15 protein-coding genes are annotated in these 17068 nt (G+C 69.4%); 10 read left to right on the top strand and 5 right to left on the bottom strand.

All coding sequences use genetic code 11. From position 1 onward, the window contains the following. Positions 1–65: 65 nt before the first annotated feature. Positions 66–2486 carry a homocysteine S-methyltransferase family protein gene (locus ACP59X_RS08590; RefSeq protein WP_428567897.1) on the bottom strand — a complete coding sequence of 807 codons (2421 nt, stop codon included), beginning with the start codon at positions 2484–2486 and terminating at the stop codon, positions 66–68. Positions 2487–2682: 196 nt separating this feature from the next. Between ACP59X_RS08590 and ACP59X_RS08585 the strand changes: the two genes are divergently transcribed. The 6 genes from ACP59X_RS08585 (at position 2683) to glpX (ending at position 10107) form a co-directional block, all read left to right on the top strand. Beyond that, positions 2683–3705 (top strand): sigma-70 family RNA polymerase sigma factor, encoded by a 1023-nt coding sequence (locus tag ACP59X_RS08585; RefSeq protein WP_428567893.1) that lies wholly within the window; start codon positions 2683–2685, stop codon positions 3703–3705. Positions 3706–3747: 42 nt separating this feature from the next. Further along, complete coding sequence (locus tag ACP59X_RS08580; RefSeq protein WP_428567889.1) at positions 3748–5451, top strand: tetratricopeptide repeat protein; 1704 nt, start codon at positions 3748–3750, stop codon at positions 5449–5451. A 2-nt stretch (positions 5452–5453) separates the two neighbouring features. Beyond that, positions 5454–6284 carry a hypothetical protein gene (locus ACP59X_RS08575; protein WP_428567886.1) on the top strand — a complete coding sequence of 277 codons (831 nt, stop codon included), beginning with the start codon at positions 5454–5456 and terminating at the stop codon, positions 6282–6284. Between the two features lie 59 nt (positions 6285–6343). Next, positions 6344–6799, top strand: coding sequence for a ribose 5-phosphate isomerase B (gene rpiB, locus ACP59X_RS08570; protein ID WP_428567883.1), 456 nt, complete (start codon positions 6344–6346; stop codon positions 6797–6799). 27 nt (positions 6800–6826) lie between these two features. Continuing rightward, on the top strand, positions 6827–8818 hold the full coding sequence (locus tag ACP59X_RS08565; RefSeq protein ID WP_428567880.1) for a transketolase family protein: 1992 nt from the start codon (positions 6827–6829) through the stop codon (positions 8816–8818). Positions 8819–9123: 305 nt separating this feature from the next. Next, on the top strand, positions 9124–10107 hold the full coding sequence (gene glpX / locus ACP59X_RS08560) for a class II fructose-bisphosphatase (protein ID WP_428567876.1): 984 nt from the start codon (positions 9124–9126) through the stop codon (positions 10105–10107). Between the two features lie 123 nt (positions 10108–10230). Here glpX and ACP59X_RS08555 read toward each other — a convergent pair whose 3' ends face one another. From ACP59X_RS08555 to ACP59X_RS08540, 4 genes are all read right to left on the bottom strand, one after another. Next, positions 10231–10578, bottom strand: coding sequence for a cytoplasmic protein (locus tag ACP59X_RS08555; protein WP_428567873.1), 348 nt, complete (start codon positions 10576–10578; stop codon positions 10231–10233). Then, a complete protein-coding gene (locus ACP59X_RS08550; RefSeq protein ID WP_428567871.1) occupies positions 10575–11345 on the bottom strand; it encodes a SagB/ThcOx family dehydrogenase in 771 nt (256 codons plus the stop codon). Before ACP59X_RS08550 ends, ACP59X_RS08555 begins: the two co-directional genes overlap by 4 nt. 187 nt (positions 11346–11532) lie before the next feature. Further along, positions 11533–12042 carry a ferritin gene (locus ACP59X_RS08545; protein WP_428567867.1) on the bottom strand — a complete coding sequence of 170 codons (510 nt, stop codon included), beginning with the start codon at positions 12040–12042 and terminating at the stop codon, positions 11533–11535. Between the two features lie 3 nt (positions 12043–12045). Continuing rightward, positions 12046–12423, bottom strand: coding sequence for a desulfoferrodoxin (locus ACP59X_RS08540; RefSeq protein WP_428567864.1), 378 nt, complete (start codon positions 12421–12423; stop codon positions 12046–12048). Between the two features lie 210 nt (positions 12424–12633). On the opposite strand from ACP59X_RS08540, the gene ACP59X_RS08535 reads away from it, so the two are divergent. The 4 genes from ACP59X_RS08535 (at position 12634) to pbpC (ending at position 17051) form a co-directional block, all read left to right on the top strand. After that, positions 12634–13155 carry a hypothetical protein gene (locus ACP59X_RS08535; RefSeq protein WP_428567860.1) on the top strand — a complete coding sequence of 174 codons (522 nt, stop codon included), beginning with the start codon at positions 12634–12636 and terminating at the stop codon, positions 13153–13155. Between the two features lie 13 nt (positions 13156–13168). Next, positions 13169–13834 (top strand): FlgO family outer membrane protein, encoded by a 666-nt coding sequence (locus ACP59X_RS08530; RefSeq protein WP_428567857.1) that lies wholly within the window; start codon positions 13169–13171, stop codon positions 13832–13834. Positions 13835–13920: 86 nt separating this feature from the next. Further along, entirely contained in the window at positions 13921–14709 is a 789-nt protein-coding gene (locus ACP59X_RS08525; RefSeq protein WP_428567855.1) for a response regulator, read from the top strand. Between the two features lie 14 nt (positions 14710–14723). Next, a complete protein-coding gene (gene pbpC, locus ACP59X_RS08520) occupies positions 14724–17051 on the top strand; it encodes a penicillin-binding protein 1C (RefSeq protein WP_428567852.1) in 2328 nt (775 codons plus the stop codon). The last annotated feature ends 17 nt before the right edge of the window (positions 17052–17068 follow it).

The raw sequence follows: 17068 nt of genomic DNA, 5'->3' as shown, positions 1-17068 counted from the left end.
TCCGATAATGGCGCGACGGCCGGGCAACCCCCCGTCAGGGCCGGTTTAATCCAAAGCGGCCGGCGCTATCCAGTTGTTTTTTCGGCCTCGGCCCCGACCAGGCCCTTGGCCCGGCGCACGGCATCCACGGCATCCGTGGCGTGGGCGTCGGCGCCGATGGACCGGGCGAAAGCTTCGGTCACCACCGCCCCGCCGACCATGACCTTGGCCCGCAGGCCCTTCTCCCGGACCAGGCGCACGGTATCCTCCATGCGCACCATGGTGGTGGTCATCAGGGCCGAAAGGCCGATGACATCGGCGTCGCGGGCGGCGGCCTCCGCCACGATGCGCGCCGCCGGCACGTCCTTGCCGAGGTCGATGACCTCGAAGCCGTGGTTTTTGAGCATCAGGCACACGATGTTCTTGCCGATGTCGTGGATGTCGCCCTCCACCGTGGCCATGACGATGCGGGCCTTTTGCGCCCCGGGGGTTTCGGCCAGAAGCGGCTCCAGGCGCTCGAACCCGGCCCGCATGGCTTCGGCCGCGACCAGCAGCTGGGGCAGGAAATATTCCTTGCGCTCGTAGCGCTCGCCCACGTCCATGATGCCGGGGATGAGCTCCTCGCTCAAAATGGCCGCCGCCGGCCGGCCGGCGGCCAGGGCGGCGTCGAGCAGGGCGGGAAGCTCGGCCTTGCGGCCCTTGATGACGGCCTGGCGGATGGGGCTGCCCGCCTCCTCGGCCACGGCCCGCACCGCGGCGGCGCTCGGCGCGGCGGCCTTCCAGCCGGCGTAGCGGTCGATGAACCGGCCGGCTTGCGGGTCGCGGGCCAGCAGCACCTCGCAGGCCGCCCCGGTTTCCATCAGGCGCGGCACATTGGGGTTGGCGATGGCCGCAGCCAGGCCGGCGCCCAGGCACATGGCGAAAAAGGCGCCATTGACCAGCTCGCGGGCCGGCAACCCGAAGGAGATGTTGGACAGGCCCAAAACGGTCGGCAGGCCCCAGGCCTGCCGACAATGGCGGATGGTCTCCAGGCAGGCTAGCCCCGCCTCGGCCTTGGAGGAGACGGTGAGCGCCAGGGCGTCGACGAGGATCAGGCGCCGGGGGATGCCCAGGGACTCGGCCTGGGCCACGAGTTCCTCGATGATGGCCAGGCGCTCGGCGGCCGTGACCGGGAGTTTTCTTCCCTTAAGCGGCAGCAGGATAAACGGCGCGCCGTGGTCGCGGCAGATGGGACCCAAAAGCTCCATGCGGCCGGGCTCGCCGCTGATGGAATTGACCAGGGGCGTGGCCGGCGAGGCCCACAGGGCGGCGGAGAGCGCCTCGGCGTTGTTGGAATCGAGGCAAAGCGGCAGCCGCTGGCGCTTGGTGAGCTCCAGGGCAAGCCCAGGCAGCACGGCCACCTCGTCGACCATGGGCGCGCCCACGTTGACGTCGAGGATGGCCGCCCCGGCCGCGACCTGTTCCTCGGCGAAGGCCAGGGCCCGGGTGAATTCCCCGGCCGCCAGCTCGGCGGCCAGTTCGGCCTTGCCGGTGGGGTTGATGCGTTCGCCGATGACGGCGCAAGGGCTCGCCCCGCCCAGGGTCACGGACAGCGACCGGGAGGTCACGGCCAGGACCGGATGGTCCGGGGCGGCGGGCCGCACCCGGGGCCGGCCGGACAGGGCCTTGGCCAGGGCGGCGATGTGGGCCGGGGTGGTGCCGCAGCAGCCGGACAGGGCCTTGGCCCCGAGATCGGCGAAGGCGGCGGTTTTTTCGGCGAACTCCTGCGGCCCCATGGGGAAGACCGTGCGCCCGCCCTCCAGGCGCGGCATGCCGGCGTTGGGCTTGACGAAAAAGGGTGTCGTGAGGCGCCTGGCGAAAACCTCGGCCACCAGGCGCATGTCGTCCGGGCCGGCGCCGCAGTTGACACCGACGAGGTCCACGCCCAGATTCTCCATGGCGTCGGCGAAGACTTCGGGCGGGGAGCCGGTCAGGCTGGCCGTGCCCTCGAAGGTCATGCACACGGCAACCGGCAGCCGGCAGACCTTGCGGCAGGCCAGTACCAGGGCCTTGGCCTCGGCCAGGTCGAAATGGGTCTCGCCGACGATCAGGTCGCAGCCGCCGTCAGCCAGGCCGGCGATCTGCTCGGCGAAGGCGTCCACCAGTTCGGCCAGGGTCACCTTGCCGAGCGGCGTCACGAACTGGCCGGTCGGGCCCACGGAGCCGGCGACGAAGGCCGTGTCCCCGGCGGCCCGGCGGGCCAGGCGGGCCATTTCGCGGCTCAGGCCCGCCACGTCCGTGCCGGCCGGGAGCTTGTAGCGCGTGCCGCCGAAGGTGTTGGAGGTCACCACCCGCGAGCCGGCCTCGATATATTCCCGGTGGGTGGCCACGATGGCCTCGGGGTTGGCCAGGCCGAAGAGTTCCGGGGACTGCCCCGGGGCAAGCCCCCGGCCCTGGAGCAGGGTGCCCATGGCCCCGTCGAAGACGAGAACGGTCTCGTCGCCAAGCGCTTTTCTGAAATCGCCCACGCGGTCTCCTTTGCTGGCCGTCGGCCGAGTCATTGGCGAAACGCGGCCCGTCTACTGAAAAACATTGAAAAGGACAAACCAAAACTTTACATGGGAAGGTAGACGTGCGAGACGGCGCTTCCGGGTGGTGGCGCAACGATCCGCCGAAACCTCCCCCAAGCGGCCTGACCACGCCTTGCAATCCGGTCATTATCCGATGGAACCACGAGACGATCAAGCAATTTCGGCAAACGACGCGGAGCTGGATCAAAACGACCCCGTGGAACTCGACGACCCCGAGGCGGACGATGTCATCGACATCGAAGCCACGGACGATTTCCGGCTGCCGGCCCCACGGCCGGCAAGCTCCGGATCGCTGTCCACGCGCGACCCGTTGCAGCTCTACCTGCGCGAAATCTCCAAATTCCCCATGCTCGCCCCGGAGGAGGAGCAGGAACTGGCCCGGCGCGTGCGCGACGCCGGCGACCAGAAGGCCGCCTTCCGGCTCATTTCCTCCCACCTGCGCCTGGTGGTCAAAATCGCCATGGACTTTCAGCGGCGCTGGATGCAAAACGTGCTTGACCTCATCCAGGAAGGCAACGTGGGGCTCATGCGCGCCGTGACCAAGTTCGACCCCGACAAGGGCATCAAGTTCTCCTACTACGCCGCCTATTGGATCAAGGCCTATATCCTTAAATATATCATGGACAACTGGCGGATGGTCAAGATCGGGACCACCCAGGCCCAGCGCAAGCTCTTCTACAACCTCAACAAGGAGCGCCACCGGCTCCAAACCCTGGGCTTCGACCCCAGCGCCTCCCAGCTCTCCGAAGCCCTCAACGTGGCCGAGTCGGACATCGTGGAGATGGACCAGCGCTTAAGCGGCAACGACCTGTCCCTGGACGTGACGCTGGGCGACGACTCCACTTCCACCCGCCTGGACTTCCTGCCGGCGCTGACCCCGGGCATCGAGGAGATCCTGGCCGGGGACGAGATCTCCCATCAGCTCGACAAGCACATCCAGACCATCCGGCCAACGCTCAACGACAAGGAGCTCGACCTCCTCGACAGCCGCATCCTGTCGGACTCGCCGGTGACGTTGCGGGAAATCGGGGCCAAGTACGGCATCACCCGGGAGCGGGTCCGCCAGATCGAGGCCCGGCTGCTCGAAAAGCTCAAGGACCACCTTTCCAGGCGCATCGAGGACTTTTCCTCGGATTGGATCCACAAGGAAGAATAGCGGCGGAGCAAGGCGCGCCTTGCCCCCCATCGGACGCCGGCCATGCCCGAACTGACCCAACGCGCCACAACCGGGCGCCTGCCCCTCCTGCTGGTGCTGGCGCTTTTGCCGTGCCTTCTGTCCAACTCCTGCGCCTCCAGCCGGCCGGCCCGGCTGGCCTACGCCGGCAAGTCCCTCTCGCCCGAGGCCGAGGGCGCCTACCAGTTCCTGGTCTACCAGGACCTGCTGCGCCAGGGCAAAAAGGACGAGGCGGCCAAGGTCCTGGCCGGGCTCAACCAGTCCCAACCCTCGCCGGAAACGGCCGTGGAGCTGGCCAACCTGCAATGGGGCCAAAACGAGCGGGAAGCCGCCACCAAGACCCTGGAAACGGCCGCAGCCACCTATCCCGATTCGCGCCAGCTCGTTTTGTACCTGGCCAGCGCCTACCAGATGCGCCGCATGCCCGACGCGGCCGTGGCCGCCCTGACCCGTTTCGTCACGGCCCACCCGGGCGATGCCCAGGCCGTTCGGGAGCTGGCCTCGCTGCTGGAGGAGGCCGGTCGGCACAAGGAAGCCCTGGACACCCTGTCACGCATCCCCGAGGACGGCCGCGACGCCACCACGCTCTACCTCATGGCCAAGGCCTCGGCCGGGCTTGGCCGCAAGGACGCGGCCATCGCGCTGCTGCGCCGGGCCGTGGCCGCCGATGCGGCCCTGACCGCCGCCTGGACCGAACTGGGGGCGCTTTTGGAGGAAAAGGGCGACCTGGCCGGGGCCGAGGACTGCTACCGCAAGATGCTCGCCCAGGACGAGGACTCGCCCGAGGTCCGGGCCAAGCTGGCCCGCGTGCTCATCCGCCAGAAAAAGCCCGACCGGGCCGTCAAGTACCTGGAGGAAGGGCCGCCGGACAAGGCCCGGCTCCTGGACGCCATGTCGGCGCTGCTCGAGGCCGGCTACGTCAAGCAGGCCCGGCAGGTGCTGGCGCGCCTGGCCGCCGCCATCCCCGACAGCCCGGACCTGCCCTTCTACCAGGCGGTCATCGCCTACGAGGGAGACAAAAAGCCCAAGGAGGCCCTGGCCATCCTGGCCAAGGTGCCGCCGGAGAACCCCAATTTCGACAAGGCCCTGTCCTTTCGCATCCAGCTGACCTCGGAAATGGGCAATTTCGCCGCCGCCCAGGCCCTGGCCACCGAGGCCCGCAACCGCTTTCCCGACCGCAAGGAGTTCCCGGCCCTGGAGGCCGTGCTCTACGACAAGCGCGGCGACACGGCCCAGGCCGCGGTCATCCTCAAGGAAGCCACGGCCACCTGGCCCGAGGACATGGACCTGCTCTACCGCTACGGCGTGGCCCTGGAAAAGCTCAAACGCCACGACGAAGCCAAGGCCGTGATGGAAAAGATCCTGGACAAGGACCCGACCAACCCCGATGCCCTCAACTACCTCGGCTATTCCCTGGCCGAGGAGGGCAAGGACCTGGAGACGGCCCTGGCCATGATCCAGACCGCCCTGGCCAAGGAGCCGGACAACCCCTTCTTCCTCGACTCCCTGGCCTGGACGCTCCACAAGCTCGGCCGCAACGCCGAGGCCCTGGCCGCCATCGAGCGGGCCATCGCCCGGGGTGTCAAGGATGCCGTCATCTGGGAGCACTACGGCGACATCACCGCCGCCGCCGGCAAAAAGGCCGAGGCGCAGAAAGCCTACCGCACCGCCCTGGAGCTCGGCTCGGACAACCCCGGGGACGTGAAGAAAAAACTGGGAGCCCTGTGAGCATGCGTCCCATCGCCGCCTTGTCGCGCCTTTTGGCCGTCCTGGCACTGGTTTCGTTCGTCGCCGGTTGCGCCGGCAAGCCCTCGGCCCCCACCGCCCCCACGGCCGACGAAGCCAAGGCCGTCTTCGCCACCTACCTGGCCGGCCAGGCGGGCATCCCCCCGGCCCCGGCCTTTTCCCTGTCCGGCTCCATGAGCTTTTCCCGGGGCAACCGCTCGGGGCGGCTCAACTACCGGCTTTTCGGCGACTACGGCCGCACCGTCCGCCTGGACCTGACCACGCCCATCGGCGGGGCCTACGCCTCGCTTTTCGAGGACGGCCAGGCCTTTTTCGCCTTCGTCCCGTCGCGCAACGCCGTCTACCGCCACGCCGACACCCGCCAGGGCGCGGCCAAGCTCGGCATGCCCCTGCCCTTTACCCTGCGCGAACTGGCGGAGCTGACCTCGGGGCGCCTGGGGGCCCTCGTCCCCGACCGCTACGGCGCGGCCAAGAAAACCGCCGACGGCTACCAGTACACCTTTTCCGGCAAGGCCCGCTTCAGTTCGCTGACCCTTGACTTCGCCGGCAATCCCCGCCATCTCGTCGGCGTGGGGGTGGAACCCTGGCGCATCGACCTCGCCGATGACGAGGCCGTGCCGGGTATGGCCGCGCCCGTGGCCCGCAAGCTCACGCTGACCACACCCGGCGGCGCCACGCTCGTCGTGCGCGTCAAGACCCTGCAGACGCGCCCGACACCCTATCCGGCCGCCGACCTGGAACTGCCGGTTCCGCCGACCGCCGTCGAACACGCGCTGGACGCGGCCGGGGACGAGCCGTCCCTGCCGGAACTGTAGCCCCGACCGCCACCGGCCGGGGCGATCGCCCATCGCCAAAACCCGGAGGCCCCTTTTCCATGCCCAAAACCGTTTTCCTCGGCTCCGACCACGCCGGCGTCGCCTTGAAGGCCGCCCTGGTCGCCCATCTGCAGGCCGCCGGCCACGACGTGGCCGACCTCGGCCCGGCCGAGGCCAAAAGCGTCGATTACCCCGATTTCGCCAAGCTCGTCTGCCGCCGGGTCCTGGACACCCCCGGCGCCGCCGGCATCCTGGTGTGCGGCACGGGCATCGGCATGTCCATGGCCGCCAACCGCATGCCCGGCATCCGGGCCGCCCTGTGCGTCAACGAATACCTGGCCCGCATGACGCGGCTCCACAACGACGCCAACGTCCTGTGCCTGGGCGAGCGCGTCGTCGGCCTGGGCCTGGCCGCCTCCATCGCCGACGCCTTCCTGGCCACGGACTTCGAGGGCGGCCGCCATCAGCGCCGCGTGGACCTCATCGAGTCGTGCGGACTGGCCGCGCCGATCTAACCCCTTTTACGCCCATCGAGGACCCCCATGGAAGATTGCGCCGCCATCGACGTCAAGGCCGTCAACATCGTCAAGGGCCTGATCATGGACGCCACCTTCAAGGCCAAGTCCGGCCATCCGGGTGGCGCCATGTCCTCGGCCGACATGGCCTATATCCTGTTCAAGGACTACCTGCGCTTCGACCCGGCCGACACGGGCTGGTTTGGCCGCGACCGGTTCGTGCTCTCGGCCGGCCACGAGTCCATGCTGCAATACGCCCTGCTCTACCTTCGCGGCGTGCTGACCATGGACGACCTCAAGGCCTTCCGCCAGTTCGGCAGCCGCACCCCCGGCCATCCGGAAAACGGCGAAACCCCGGGCGTGGAATGCACCACCGGCCCCCTGGGCCAGGGCTTTTCCATGGCCGTGGGCATGGCCGTGGCCGAGGAGATGCTCCGGGCCCGCCTGGGCGCGGACATCGCCGGCCATTACACCTACGTGCTGTCCTCGGACGGCGACGTCCAGGCCCCGGTGTTTCTGGGCTCGGCGGCCTTGGCCGGCCTGTGGGGCCTTGGCCGGCTGACCGTGCTGTTCGACAAGAACAAGGTCCAACTGGCCAGCGCCACCAGCGTGTGCGACGCCACGGACCACGTCAAGCTCTTCGAAAGCCTCGGCTGGCACGTGGTGGAGATCGACGGCAACAACCACGCCGCCATCCGCGCCGCCCTGGACGCGGCCAGGGCCGAGAAGGCCAAGCCCTCCATCATCATCGGCAACACCATCATCGCCAAGGGCGCCTTTTCCATGGAGGGCAACCACGAGGCCCACGGCGCGCCGTTTAAGGAAGCCGAAATCCAGGCCACCAAGAAGCACTTGGGCCTGCCCGAGAACGAGGCCTTTTTCGTGCCCGAGGACGTGGTGTCCCATTTCCGGGCCCGTTTCCCGGCCCTGACCGAGGCCCGGGCCGCCTGGGACAAGGCGCTGACCCAGCGCCTGGCCGACAGCACCTTCGCCGCCCTGTGGGGCGAGGCGACCAGGCCCAGGGGCGAACGGACCCTGTCCTGGCCGGTGTTCGACCCGGCCAAGGCCGTGGCCACCCGGTCGGCCTGGGGCGCCTGCCTCAACGGCCTCATCGAGCAGTTGCCGCTGCTCGTCGGCGGCTCGGCCGACCTCGACCCGTCCAACATGACCGAGAAGTTCCGCGACACAACAGGCATCTTCGGCAAGCAAAACCGCCTGGGCCGCGCGTTGTGCTTCGGCGTGCGCGAATTCCCCATGGCGGCCATCACCAACGGCATCGCCCTGCACGGCGGCCTGCTGCCCTTTAGCGCCACCTTCCTCATCTTCTCGGACTACGCCCGAAACGCCCTGCGCATGGCGGCCTTGCAGCACGCCCCGGCCCTGCACGTCTTCACCCACGACTCCTTCTACGTGGGCGAGGACGGCCCCACCCACGAGCCCATCGAACAGGTCAGTTCCCTGCGCCTGATCCCGAACATGCTGGTCATGCGCCCGGCCGACGCCAACGAGACCGCCGCCTGCCTGGAGACGGCCCTGGCCCAGGCCGCGCGGCCGACCTGCCTGCTACTCACCCGCCAGAACCTGCCCATCCTCGACCCGGCCGCCTATCCCGGGCTCAAGGCGGGCGTGGCCGCCGGCGGCTATGTCCTGGACGAGGCCCCGGGCGGCAAACCCGACATGGTCCTGCTCGCTTCCGGTTCGGAAGTCTCCCTGGCCCAGGCCGCGGCCAAGCTGCTGCCGGAGATCGCCATCCGCGTGATCAGCCTGCCCTGCCTGGAGCTGTTCAACGAGCAGCCCGAGGCCTACAAAAAGGCCGTGCTGCCGCCGGAGGTGCCCTTCCGCTTCGCCGTGGAAGCCGGCCGGCCGGAACTGTGGTGCCAGTACACCGGCAGCCTCGACCGGGTCTTCGGCATCGACCACTTCGGCGCCTCGGCCCCGGCCGGCAAGCTGGCCGAAACCTACGGCTTCACCCCCGAAGCCCTGGCCGCCAAGATCAAGGCCGCCTACGCCGGTAAATAGGGAAGTAGAAAGAGAGAAAGAGAATGCCTCCGGCGGCCAGGAGGGGCCGAGGGCCCCTCCTGGACCACCCCAACAAGGGGAATACACGGTTCGCGCCATTCCGATTTGTCGCACCGGCTTCTCCAGCTTGACAAAAACGCCTCCGAACGGCCCCGAAAGTCGACTTTCGGGGCCGTTTTGTATATCCCCCTTGGAAAGTTTTTGGGGAAGGAGGGGCGCGGGGAGGGAACCCCTTTTTTCAAAAAGGGGTTCCCTCCCCGCACTCCTCGCTCCTCTCCACCCCACCCCACCCCAAAGGAGCCTCCATGGAAGCGCCGGACAGAAATCTTGGCTTGGATCTGGTACGGGTCACGGAAGCGGCGGCGCTGAGTTCCTCGCGCTGGCTGGGGCGCGGCGACAAGAACGCCGGCGACCAGGCCGCCGTGGACGCCATGCGCCTGTCCTTCAACACCCTGCCCATCGAAGGCATCATCATCATCGGCGAGGGCGAGAAGGACGAGGCCCCCATGCTCTACAACGGCGAGCGGGTGGGCAGCGGCCAGGGCCATGCCGTGGACGTGGCCGTGGACCCGGTGGAGGGCACCAACCTGCTGGCCTACGGCCGGCCCAACGCCATCTCCGTGGTCGGCATCGCCCCGCGCGGCTCCATGTTCAACCCGGGGCCGAGCTATTACATGCAAAAACTGGTCGTGCCGGCCCAGGCCCGCGACGTGGCCGACCTGGACGCGCCGGTGGGCGACAACCTCAGGAAGATCGCCAAGGCGCTCGGCAAGGACGTGGACGACCTGGTGGTCTTCGTCCTGGACAAGCCGCGCCACAAGCGGCTCATCGAGGAGATCCGGGCCGTGGGCGCGCGCATCCAGCTCCATACCGACGGCGACGTGGCCGGGTCGCTGATGGCCGTGGACCCGGACAACGTGGTGGACATCATGATGGGCACGGGCGGCACGCCCGAGGGCGTGCTCTCGGCCTGCGCCATCCGGGCCCTGGGCGGCCGGCTGCTGGCCCGCCTCGACCCGCAAAAGGACGACGAGCGGCTGGCCCTGGCCGAGGCCGGCATCGACTGCGGCCGGGTCTTTACCGAGGAAACGCTTGTCGCCAGCGACGACACCTATTTCGCGGCCACGGGCATCTCCGGCGGCACCTTCCTGGAAGGCGTGCAGTTCACCGGCAGCCACGCCATCACCCACTCCCTGGTCATGCGCGGCAAGACCGGCACCATGCGCCGCATCGAAACGCGCATCCGGCTGGACAAGCTGATGGAAATCAGCGCGGTCAAGTACGACTAGAGGGAAGGATGCCTCCGGCGGCCAGGAGAGGCGCCGCCTCTCCTGGCCCTCTCCGCCGGGGGGCATCATGCCCCCCGGACCCCCTCGATGGGGGAAGGGCGGGGCGTGACGCGCGCAAGCGCCCTAGAAAACGAGGACGGTGCAACCGTTGTCGACGTAGGGGGCCATGCCGGGATGGCCGTGCATGTCGTCGAGCAACGTGAACCCCTCGGCCACGGCCGCCTCCTGGCTGCCGAGCTGGTGGGAGCAGGCCCGGCAAACGCCGGCGAAAAGCCCCAGGCTCTTGGTCTTCTCAAAAAGCCCGTGCAGATGGTTGTCCGGCTTGGCCAGCTCGGCCACGAGCCTGGTCGCCTCGCCCTCCAGCACCACGTTCACTTCGTAGCCCTTCTCCCGGAAATCCAGGGCGTTGAGCAACACGTGGACGAAGCAGGACATCTCACCCCGAAAAGCGAACAACGCCACCTTTTTCATGATGCCTCCCCCTTTTCGTCGGCCGCGACCTTGCCGACCGGGGCCAGGTAGATGGTGAATTCCGCCTCGCCGTCGACGCCGAGCAGTTCGTCGCAGGCCTCCTGGTCGTAGGCGGCCACGGCGCAGGTGCCGGCGCCGATGGCCTCGCAGGCCAGGTACAAATTCTGGCAGACATGGCCGGCGTCCAGGGCGATGACCTTGTAGGAGGCCTCGGCGTAGCGCCACTCCATGCGCTCCGGCACGGCGGTCCAGAAGAAGGTCGCCGCGGCCTTGGCCACGAAACGCTGGTCGAAAACCGCCTGGCTGACGGCCAGGGCCAGTTCCTCGACCTCGCCCTCGGGCAGCAGGGCATGCTCGATGGGCAGGTAGCGATACAGCCCGGCGGCGACGCCCTCCACCCGGAACACGGCCAGGTACGTTTCCAAGGCATGGCGGCAGCCGGCCGAGGGCACGGTACGAAAGCCGGACAGGCCGGGCGCCTTGCGCAGCCCCTGGGTCGCCCACAGCAGGTAGCCCAGTTCCTCCAGGGTCAGCGCCGCGTCGGTGTAGGCGCGCCGCGACCGGCGCCCCGCAATGGCCCGGGTCAGCGGCATGGCCGCGATGCCCGGCCAGCCCCCGCCCGGCCCGGGCAGGGCGACAAGCGGCGCCCCCGGCGGATAGGGCCGCTGCAAGGGCGGCGGCGCGATCCCCCGGTTTTGCGGCGTAGTGGAAAAATCCACCATCTTGCGCACGGTATCCTTCAGGAAAAACCTCAAGTCGAACCGCATCCCGGCCTCCCTTCAAAGCATTGGCGCCCCTACGCCACGGCACTTCCCCGGAGCAAGCCGCCCGGGGCGGACCGTGTCGCCGGCGGGCCGTCGCACGCGGTTGCCTCCGCGCGGCTTGCAAAAAAGGCCGCCCACGTCGGGCGCGGGCGGCCTGGGATAGGCGCACGGCAAACGCCGTTGGCGCACGTTAGGCGTTGGTCGGCGGCACGTAGACCCGGGCGGCCAGGTCCTTGTCCAGCATGAAGGCCCCGCCCGGGGTCTGGTCCACGAGCTTGAGCTTGGCGATGACGTCGGCCACGCTGGCCTCCTCCTCGACCTGCTCGTCGATGAACCATTTGAGGAACGAGGCCGTGCCGTGGTCTTTCTCCTCGAGGGCCAGGTCCATGAGCTTGTAGATGCGGGCGGTGACGCCTTCCTCGTGGGCCAGGGCCTCCTCGAAGACGGCCAGGGGCGAGGCCCAGTCGTGAGGCGGGGCCTCGATGGCCTGCAGGATCACCCGGCCGCCGCGCTCCACGATGTAGTTATAGAACTTCTGGGCGTGGAACTTCTCCTCCTGGTCCTGGACGTGCATCCAGTTGGCAAAACCCATCAGCCCCTTGTCCTCGAAATAGGTGGCCATGGAAACGTACAGGTAGGCGGAATAGAGCTCCCAATGCACCTGGTCGTTGATGGCCTTTTCCATGGTCTTGGACAGCATGGGCTAGTCCTTTTTCCACAGGCCGTGGATATTGCAGTACTCGCGGGCGTAGACCTTGTCGGCCTTGATGCAGAAGGTCGCCTCGGGGGTATCGCCGGGCTTGAGGAACTGGCGGTAGACCTTGCCGTCGGCCACCAGCTCGATCCACTCGATCCAGTGCTTCGCCTCCATGGGGTGGGGCACGGCGCCGACCTTGACCAGATAGCCGTCGGCGGTCTTCTCGATGACCGGAACGTGCTTTTCCTTGGCCGCGTCCACGGTGTTCTCGGTGAAAAGCTTCATGGGCTGGCCGCAGCAGACCAACTCGCCGCCGCCGGCATGCAGGACTTCGACGATATTGCCGCACACTTCGCACTTGTAGATTTCCAGTTGCTCAGCCATGTCGTATACTCCTTATGATCCCCGTTGATCGTTTTGGCGCGGGCCGGCCGGGGTGGCCCCGGCTCGCGGGGGAAGCGCTACCTTGTAGCCTCATAAAGCACTTCTTCGCTCCAAGCGCAACCCCCCCGCCACGATGGCACGCGGCCGTAAAGATTTCGGCCAACCGGCCGATGACAGGGGCATGAGGCCGGAAACGGCCGGGAGAACGACATGGTATCCTTGCGCGCACTGCTGCCCGGCGCCCTGGCCGGGCTCATCCTGGCCGGGGCCGTCCTGTGCCCGCCCGAAACGGCGGCAACGGCTGCAGCCGGCCTGCCGGCGCCCCTGCCGACGCAGATCCCCATCCGGGACATCAACAGCCCGCCCACGCCCAATACGCCGCCCACGCCCTTTACGCCCAAACCGGCTCCGGCCAAACGGCGGCACGCCAAAAAGCCGCGCCAGCAACAGGCAAGGCCCCCGGCGCCCCAGGCCGCGCCGCGCGCCAAGGCCCAGGCCGGCCCCAAGCTCGAACAGCGCATGGAAGCGCCCACGGAATCCATCATCCCCCTGGACACCCTGCCGAGCCAGGCGCCGCCGGCAACCGCGGGCCCGGCCGAGCCCAAGGCCGCGTCAGGCCCCACCCCGGCTACCGGCCCCAAACCGGCGGCCGTGGAATTCCCCCCCGAACCCGCCCCGGCCGCGGCGCCCGCGCCCAAGCCCCAGCCGCCGGCCCCGGCGCCGGCCAAATGACAAGGAGGCCGTCATGACGACCTTGCGCCGCACCCTGCTCGCCCTGGCCCTGCCCATGCTTTTCGCGCCGTTGCTTATGGGCGCGCTGTGCACGTCCTGCCCGCAACAGCAACAGCCCCAGGCGCCGCAATACCCCGAGCTGGCCATGGCCCTGGCCGGCGACCTCGACCGCCAGCTCGTGCCGCGCCTGGGCATGTACAGCCGCGACAACAGCCGCGGCCTGTACTGGGTGGTGGTGACCACCCCGGCGGACATAAACGACCTGACCCGGGCCTCGCCCCTGGCCCGGCTGGTCGGCCAGGAACTGTCCACGGCTCTGGTGGCCCTGGGCTACAACGTCCAGGAGATCCGCAAGGCCAGCGACATCATCTTCAGCCGGGGCCAGGGCGAATTCACCCTGACCCGCGACGCAAGGGCCCTGGCCGTGAGCCGGGCCATGGCCACCCTGGTCGTGGCCGCCACCTACATCGTCACCCCGGACGGGGTGCGCTTCGCCGTGGAGGTCATCGAGGCCCGCAACAACAACATCGTGGCCGCGTCCAACCGCACCCTGCCCATGGACGCCACGGTGGGCGCCCTGGCCGGCGGCGGCGCGTCCTTTATCGCGCCCACGGTCTCGACCACCGACCCGGAGACTTTCCGCCGGGACATGGCCCCCTACATGGCCCGGCACTGGTAGGCCGCCCCGGCACGCGGCCGGCTTGCCACCGGCCGCCCCATCTTCTATGCTTCCCCCAATGTCCGGGAACGCATGAGGATGGCCGCATGAACGAACTCCGCCATGTCCTGGTCGTGGAAGACAGCCGCGTCCAGGCCAAGATCATCAGTCAGCACATCGCCGAGGCCACGCCCTTCCCCACGCTGGTGGCCCACAGCCTGGCCGAGGCCAGGCAGGCCATGACCGAAAAGCGCGAGGCCATCTTCGTGGCCATTTTGGACCGCAACCTGCCCGACGACCCGGACGGGGAGATCGTCCCCCTGGCCACGTCCCTGGGCATCCCGTCGGTGGTCATGACCGCCACCTTCGACGAGGAGGTCCGCCAGAAGCTCCTGTCCCAAAACGTGGTGGACTACTTCGTCAAGACCATGTCCGAGATGACGGCCATGGAGCGGCTCATCGAACGGCTCTACAAGAACCAGTTCGTCAAGGCCCTGGTGGTGGACGACTCCCGGCTGTTCCGGTCGTACCTGACGACGCTGTTGCGCAATTTGAACCTCCAGGTGCTGGAGGCCGAGGACGGCCGGCAGGCCCTCACGGTCCTCGAGGCGCACGAGGACATCCGGCTGGTGGTGACCGACTACAACATGCCCCACCTCGATGGCTTCGGGCTGATCGAGGAGATCCGGGCCCACCGGCCCAAGGACGCCCTGTCCATCATCGGCGTCTCGGCCGAGGGCGGCGGCCAGACCGTCAAATTCCTCAAGGTCGGGGCCAACGACTTCCTGGTCAAACCGGTGCAGGCCGAGGAATGCGTCTGCCGGGTCAACCAGCAGCTGGACATGCTGGAAATCCTGGCCAACTACCGCGAGCTGTGCGCCAAGGCGGCCCCATAGGCGAGGCCTGGGCGATGCGGCGTCCTTTCGCGCGCCGCCGCGCCGTCCGCGTCGCCGGGCTGGCCCTGGTTCTGGCCCTGGCCGCCGCCCTGGGCCTGGGCCTGGCCACGGCCCGGCTTCCCTTTCCCCTGGCCGTGCTGTCGCCGCCGCCGGCCACGGTGGTCGCGGCCCGAAACGGCCTGCCCCTGCGCCTCTACCTGGCCCCGGACGAGGCCTGGCGCTTTCCCACCCGCCTGCCGGCCATCGCCCCCATCCTGCCGCGCCTGATCGTCGCCGCCGAGGACCGGCATTTTTTCCGCCACCCCGGGGTCAACCCCCTGTCCCTGGCCCGGGCCGCCCTGTCCAACCTGCGGGCCGGGCACGTCGTTTCGGGCGGCTCGACCATCACCATGCAGCTGGCCAGGCTGGCCGAGCCCAAGCCGCGCACCCTGGCCGGCAAGTGCCGCGAGGCCCTGGCCGCCCTGGCCCTGGAGCGGCGCCTGTCCAAGGCGGCCATCCTGGAGCGCTATCTGAACATGGCCCCCTACGGCGGCAACATCGTGGGCATCGGCGCGGCCAGCCTGCTCTACCTCGGCAAGACGCCCGACCGGCTGTCCCTGGCCGAGGCGGCCCTTTTCACCGTGATCCCCCGTGCGCCCAATGCCCTGGACCCGTTGCGCCACCCCAGGGAGGCCAAGGCCGCCCGGGACGCGTTGCTTGCGGCCATGGCCCGCCGGGGCGTCATCGACCCCAAGGCGGCGGACGAGGCCATGGCTGCGCCCGTGCCGGCCAAACTGGCCGCGCCGCCCTTCGTCGCGCCCCAGTTTTGCGAGCTGGCCAGGCAGGCGGCGCCGGCGGCCATCCGGGTGGACACGACCCTGGACCCGGCCGTGCAAAAGGCCGCCTCGGACATCCTGCGCGGCCGCAAGGCCGGGCTGGCCGCCCAGGGCATCGGCGCGGCCGCGGCCGTGGTCCTGGACGTGGCCAGCCGCGACGTGCTGGCCCTGGTCGGCTCCACGGACTATTTCGGCGACGCCCGCTTCGGCCAGATCAACGGCGCCGTCATCCGCCGCTCGCCCGGCTCGGCCCTCAAGCCCTTCCTCTACGCCATGGGCCTCGACGCGGGCCTGGTTTTTCCCCAAAGCCAGCTCCTGGACATCCCCACGGCCTTTGCCGGCTACAAGCCCAAAAACTACGACGGCCTGTTCCGGGGCCGGGTGACCACCGAACAGGCCCTGGTCACCTCCCTCAACGTGCCGGCGGTGCGGCTGCTTAACGCGGTGGGGCCGGCCCCCTTCCTCGACACCCTGCGCCTGGCCGGGCTGTCGAGCCTCGACAAGCCGGCCGGCCACTACGGCCTGTCCCTGGTGCTCGGCGGCGGCGAGGTGACGCTGCTGGCCCTGGCCAATGCCTACGCCGACCTGGCCAGCCTCGGCGAACACCGCCCGCCCAAGCTCCTGGCCGGCCCGGCCGGGCCGGGAACGCGGCTTTTCTCCCCCGAGGCCAGCGCCATGGTCACGGAGATGCTCGCCAAGGTGGAGCGGCCGGACCTGCCGACCTCCTGGGACCGGGCCCTGGCCGTGCCGGCCGTGGCCTGGAAAACCGGCACCTCCTACGGCCACCGCGACGCCTGGGCCGTGGGCTACTCCGCCGACCGGGTCATCGGCGTGTGGGTCGGCAACATGGACGGCACGCCGGTCAAGGGCATCTCCGGCGCGGTCCATGCCGGGCCGATCCTGTTCGAGCTGTTCCGGGCCGTGGAACCGCGCGGTTCGCGCCTGGCCGTGCCGGCCTGGTGCAACATCCGCGAGGTCGAGGTCTGCGCCGACAGCCGCGAGCTGCCCGGCCCCGACTGCCCCAGGCGCGTGACGGCCAGGATCATCCCCGGCGTGACCCGGCTCGGCCCCTGCCCGGTCCATGGCCGCCAGCTCGTGGACGCCGCCTCGGGCAAGGCCCTTTCCGCCGACTGCCTGGCCAGCCACGAGGCCGCCTCCGTGGTCGTTTCCCGCTATCCGGCCGAGCTGGTGTCCTGGTGGCGGGCCACGGGCATCCCCTTCGAGGTGCCGCCCGAGCCCGAGCCGGGCTGCGGCGCGCCGGCCGGCCCCGGGCCGCGCATCGTCTCGCCAAGCCCGGCCACGCCCTACGTCTACCGCCGCGACGCCCCGGCCGAGGCCCAGCGCATCGCGCTGCGTGCCGACGCCCCGGCCGACAGCCACCGGCTTTCCTGGTATGCCGACGGCGAACTGATCGCCCAGGGCGGCCCCGGGGACCGCCTTTTCTGGCAACCAAGCCCCGGCCGCAAACGGCTGGTGTGCGTCGACGACAGGGGCCGCCTGGACGCCGTGACGGTCCGCGTCGATTAACCAACCCGAAGGAGGAC

Source organism: Solidesulfovibrio sp. DCME (assembly GCF_049995385.1).
Taxonomy (GTDB): Bacteria; Desulfobacterota; Desulfovibrionia; order Desulfovibrionales; family Desulfovibrionaceae; genus Solidesulfovibrio.
This window is presented reverse-complemented; position numbering and strand designations above follow the sequence as displayed.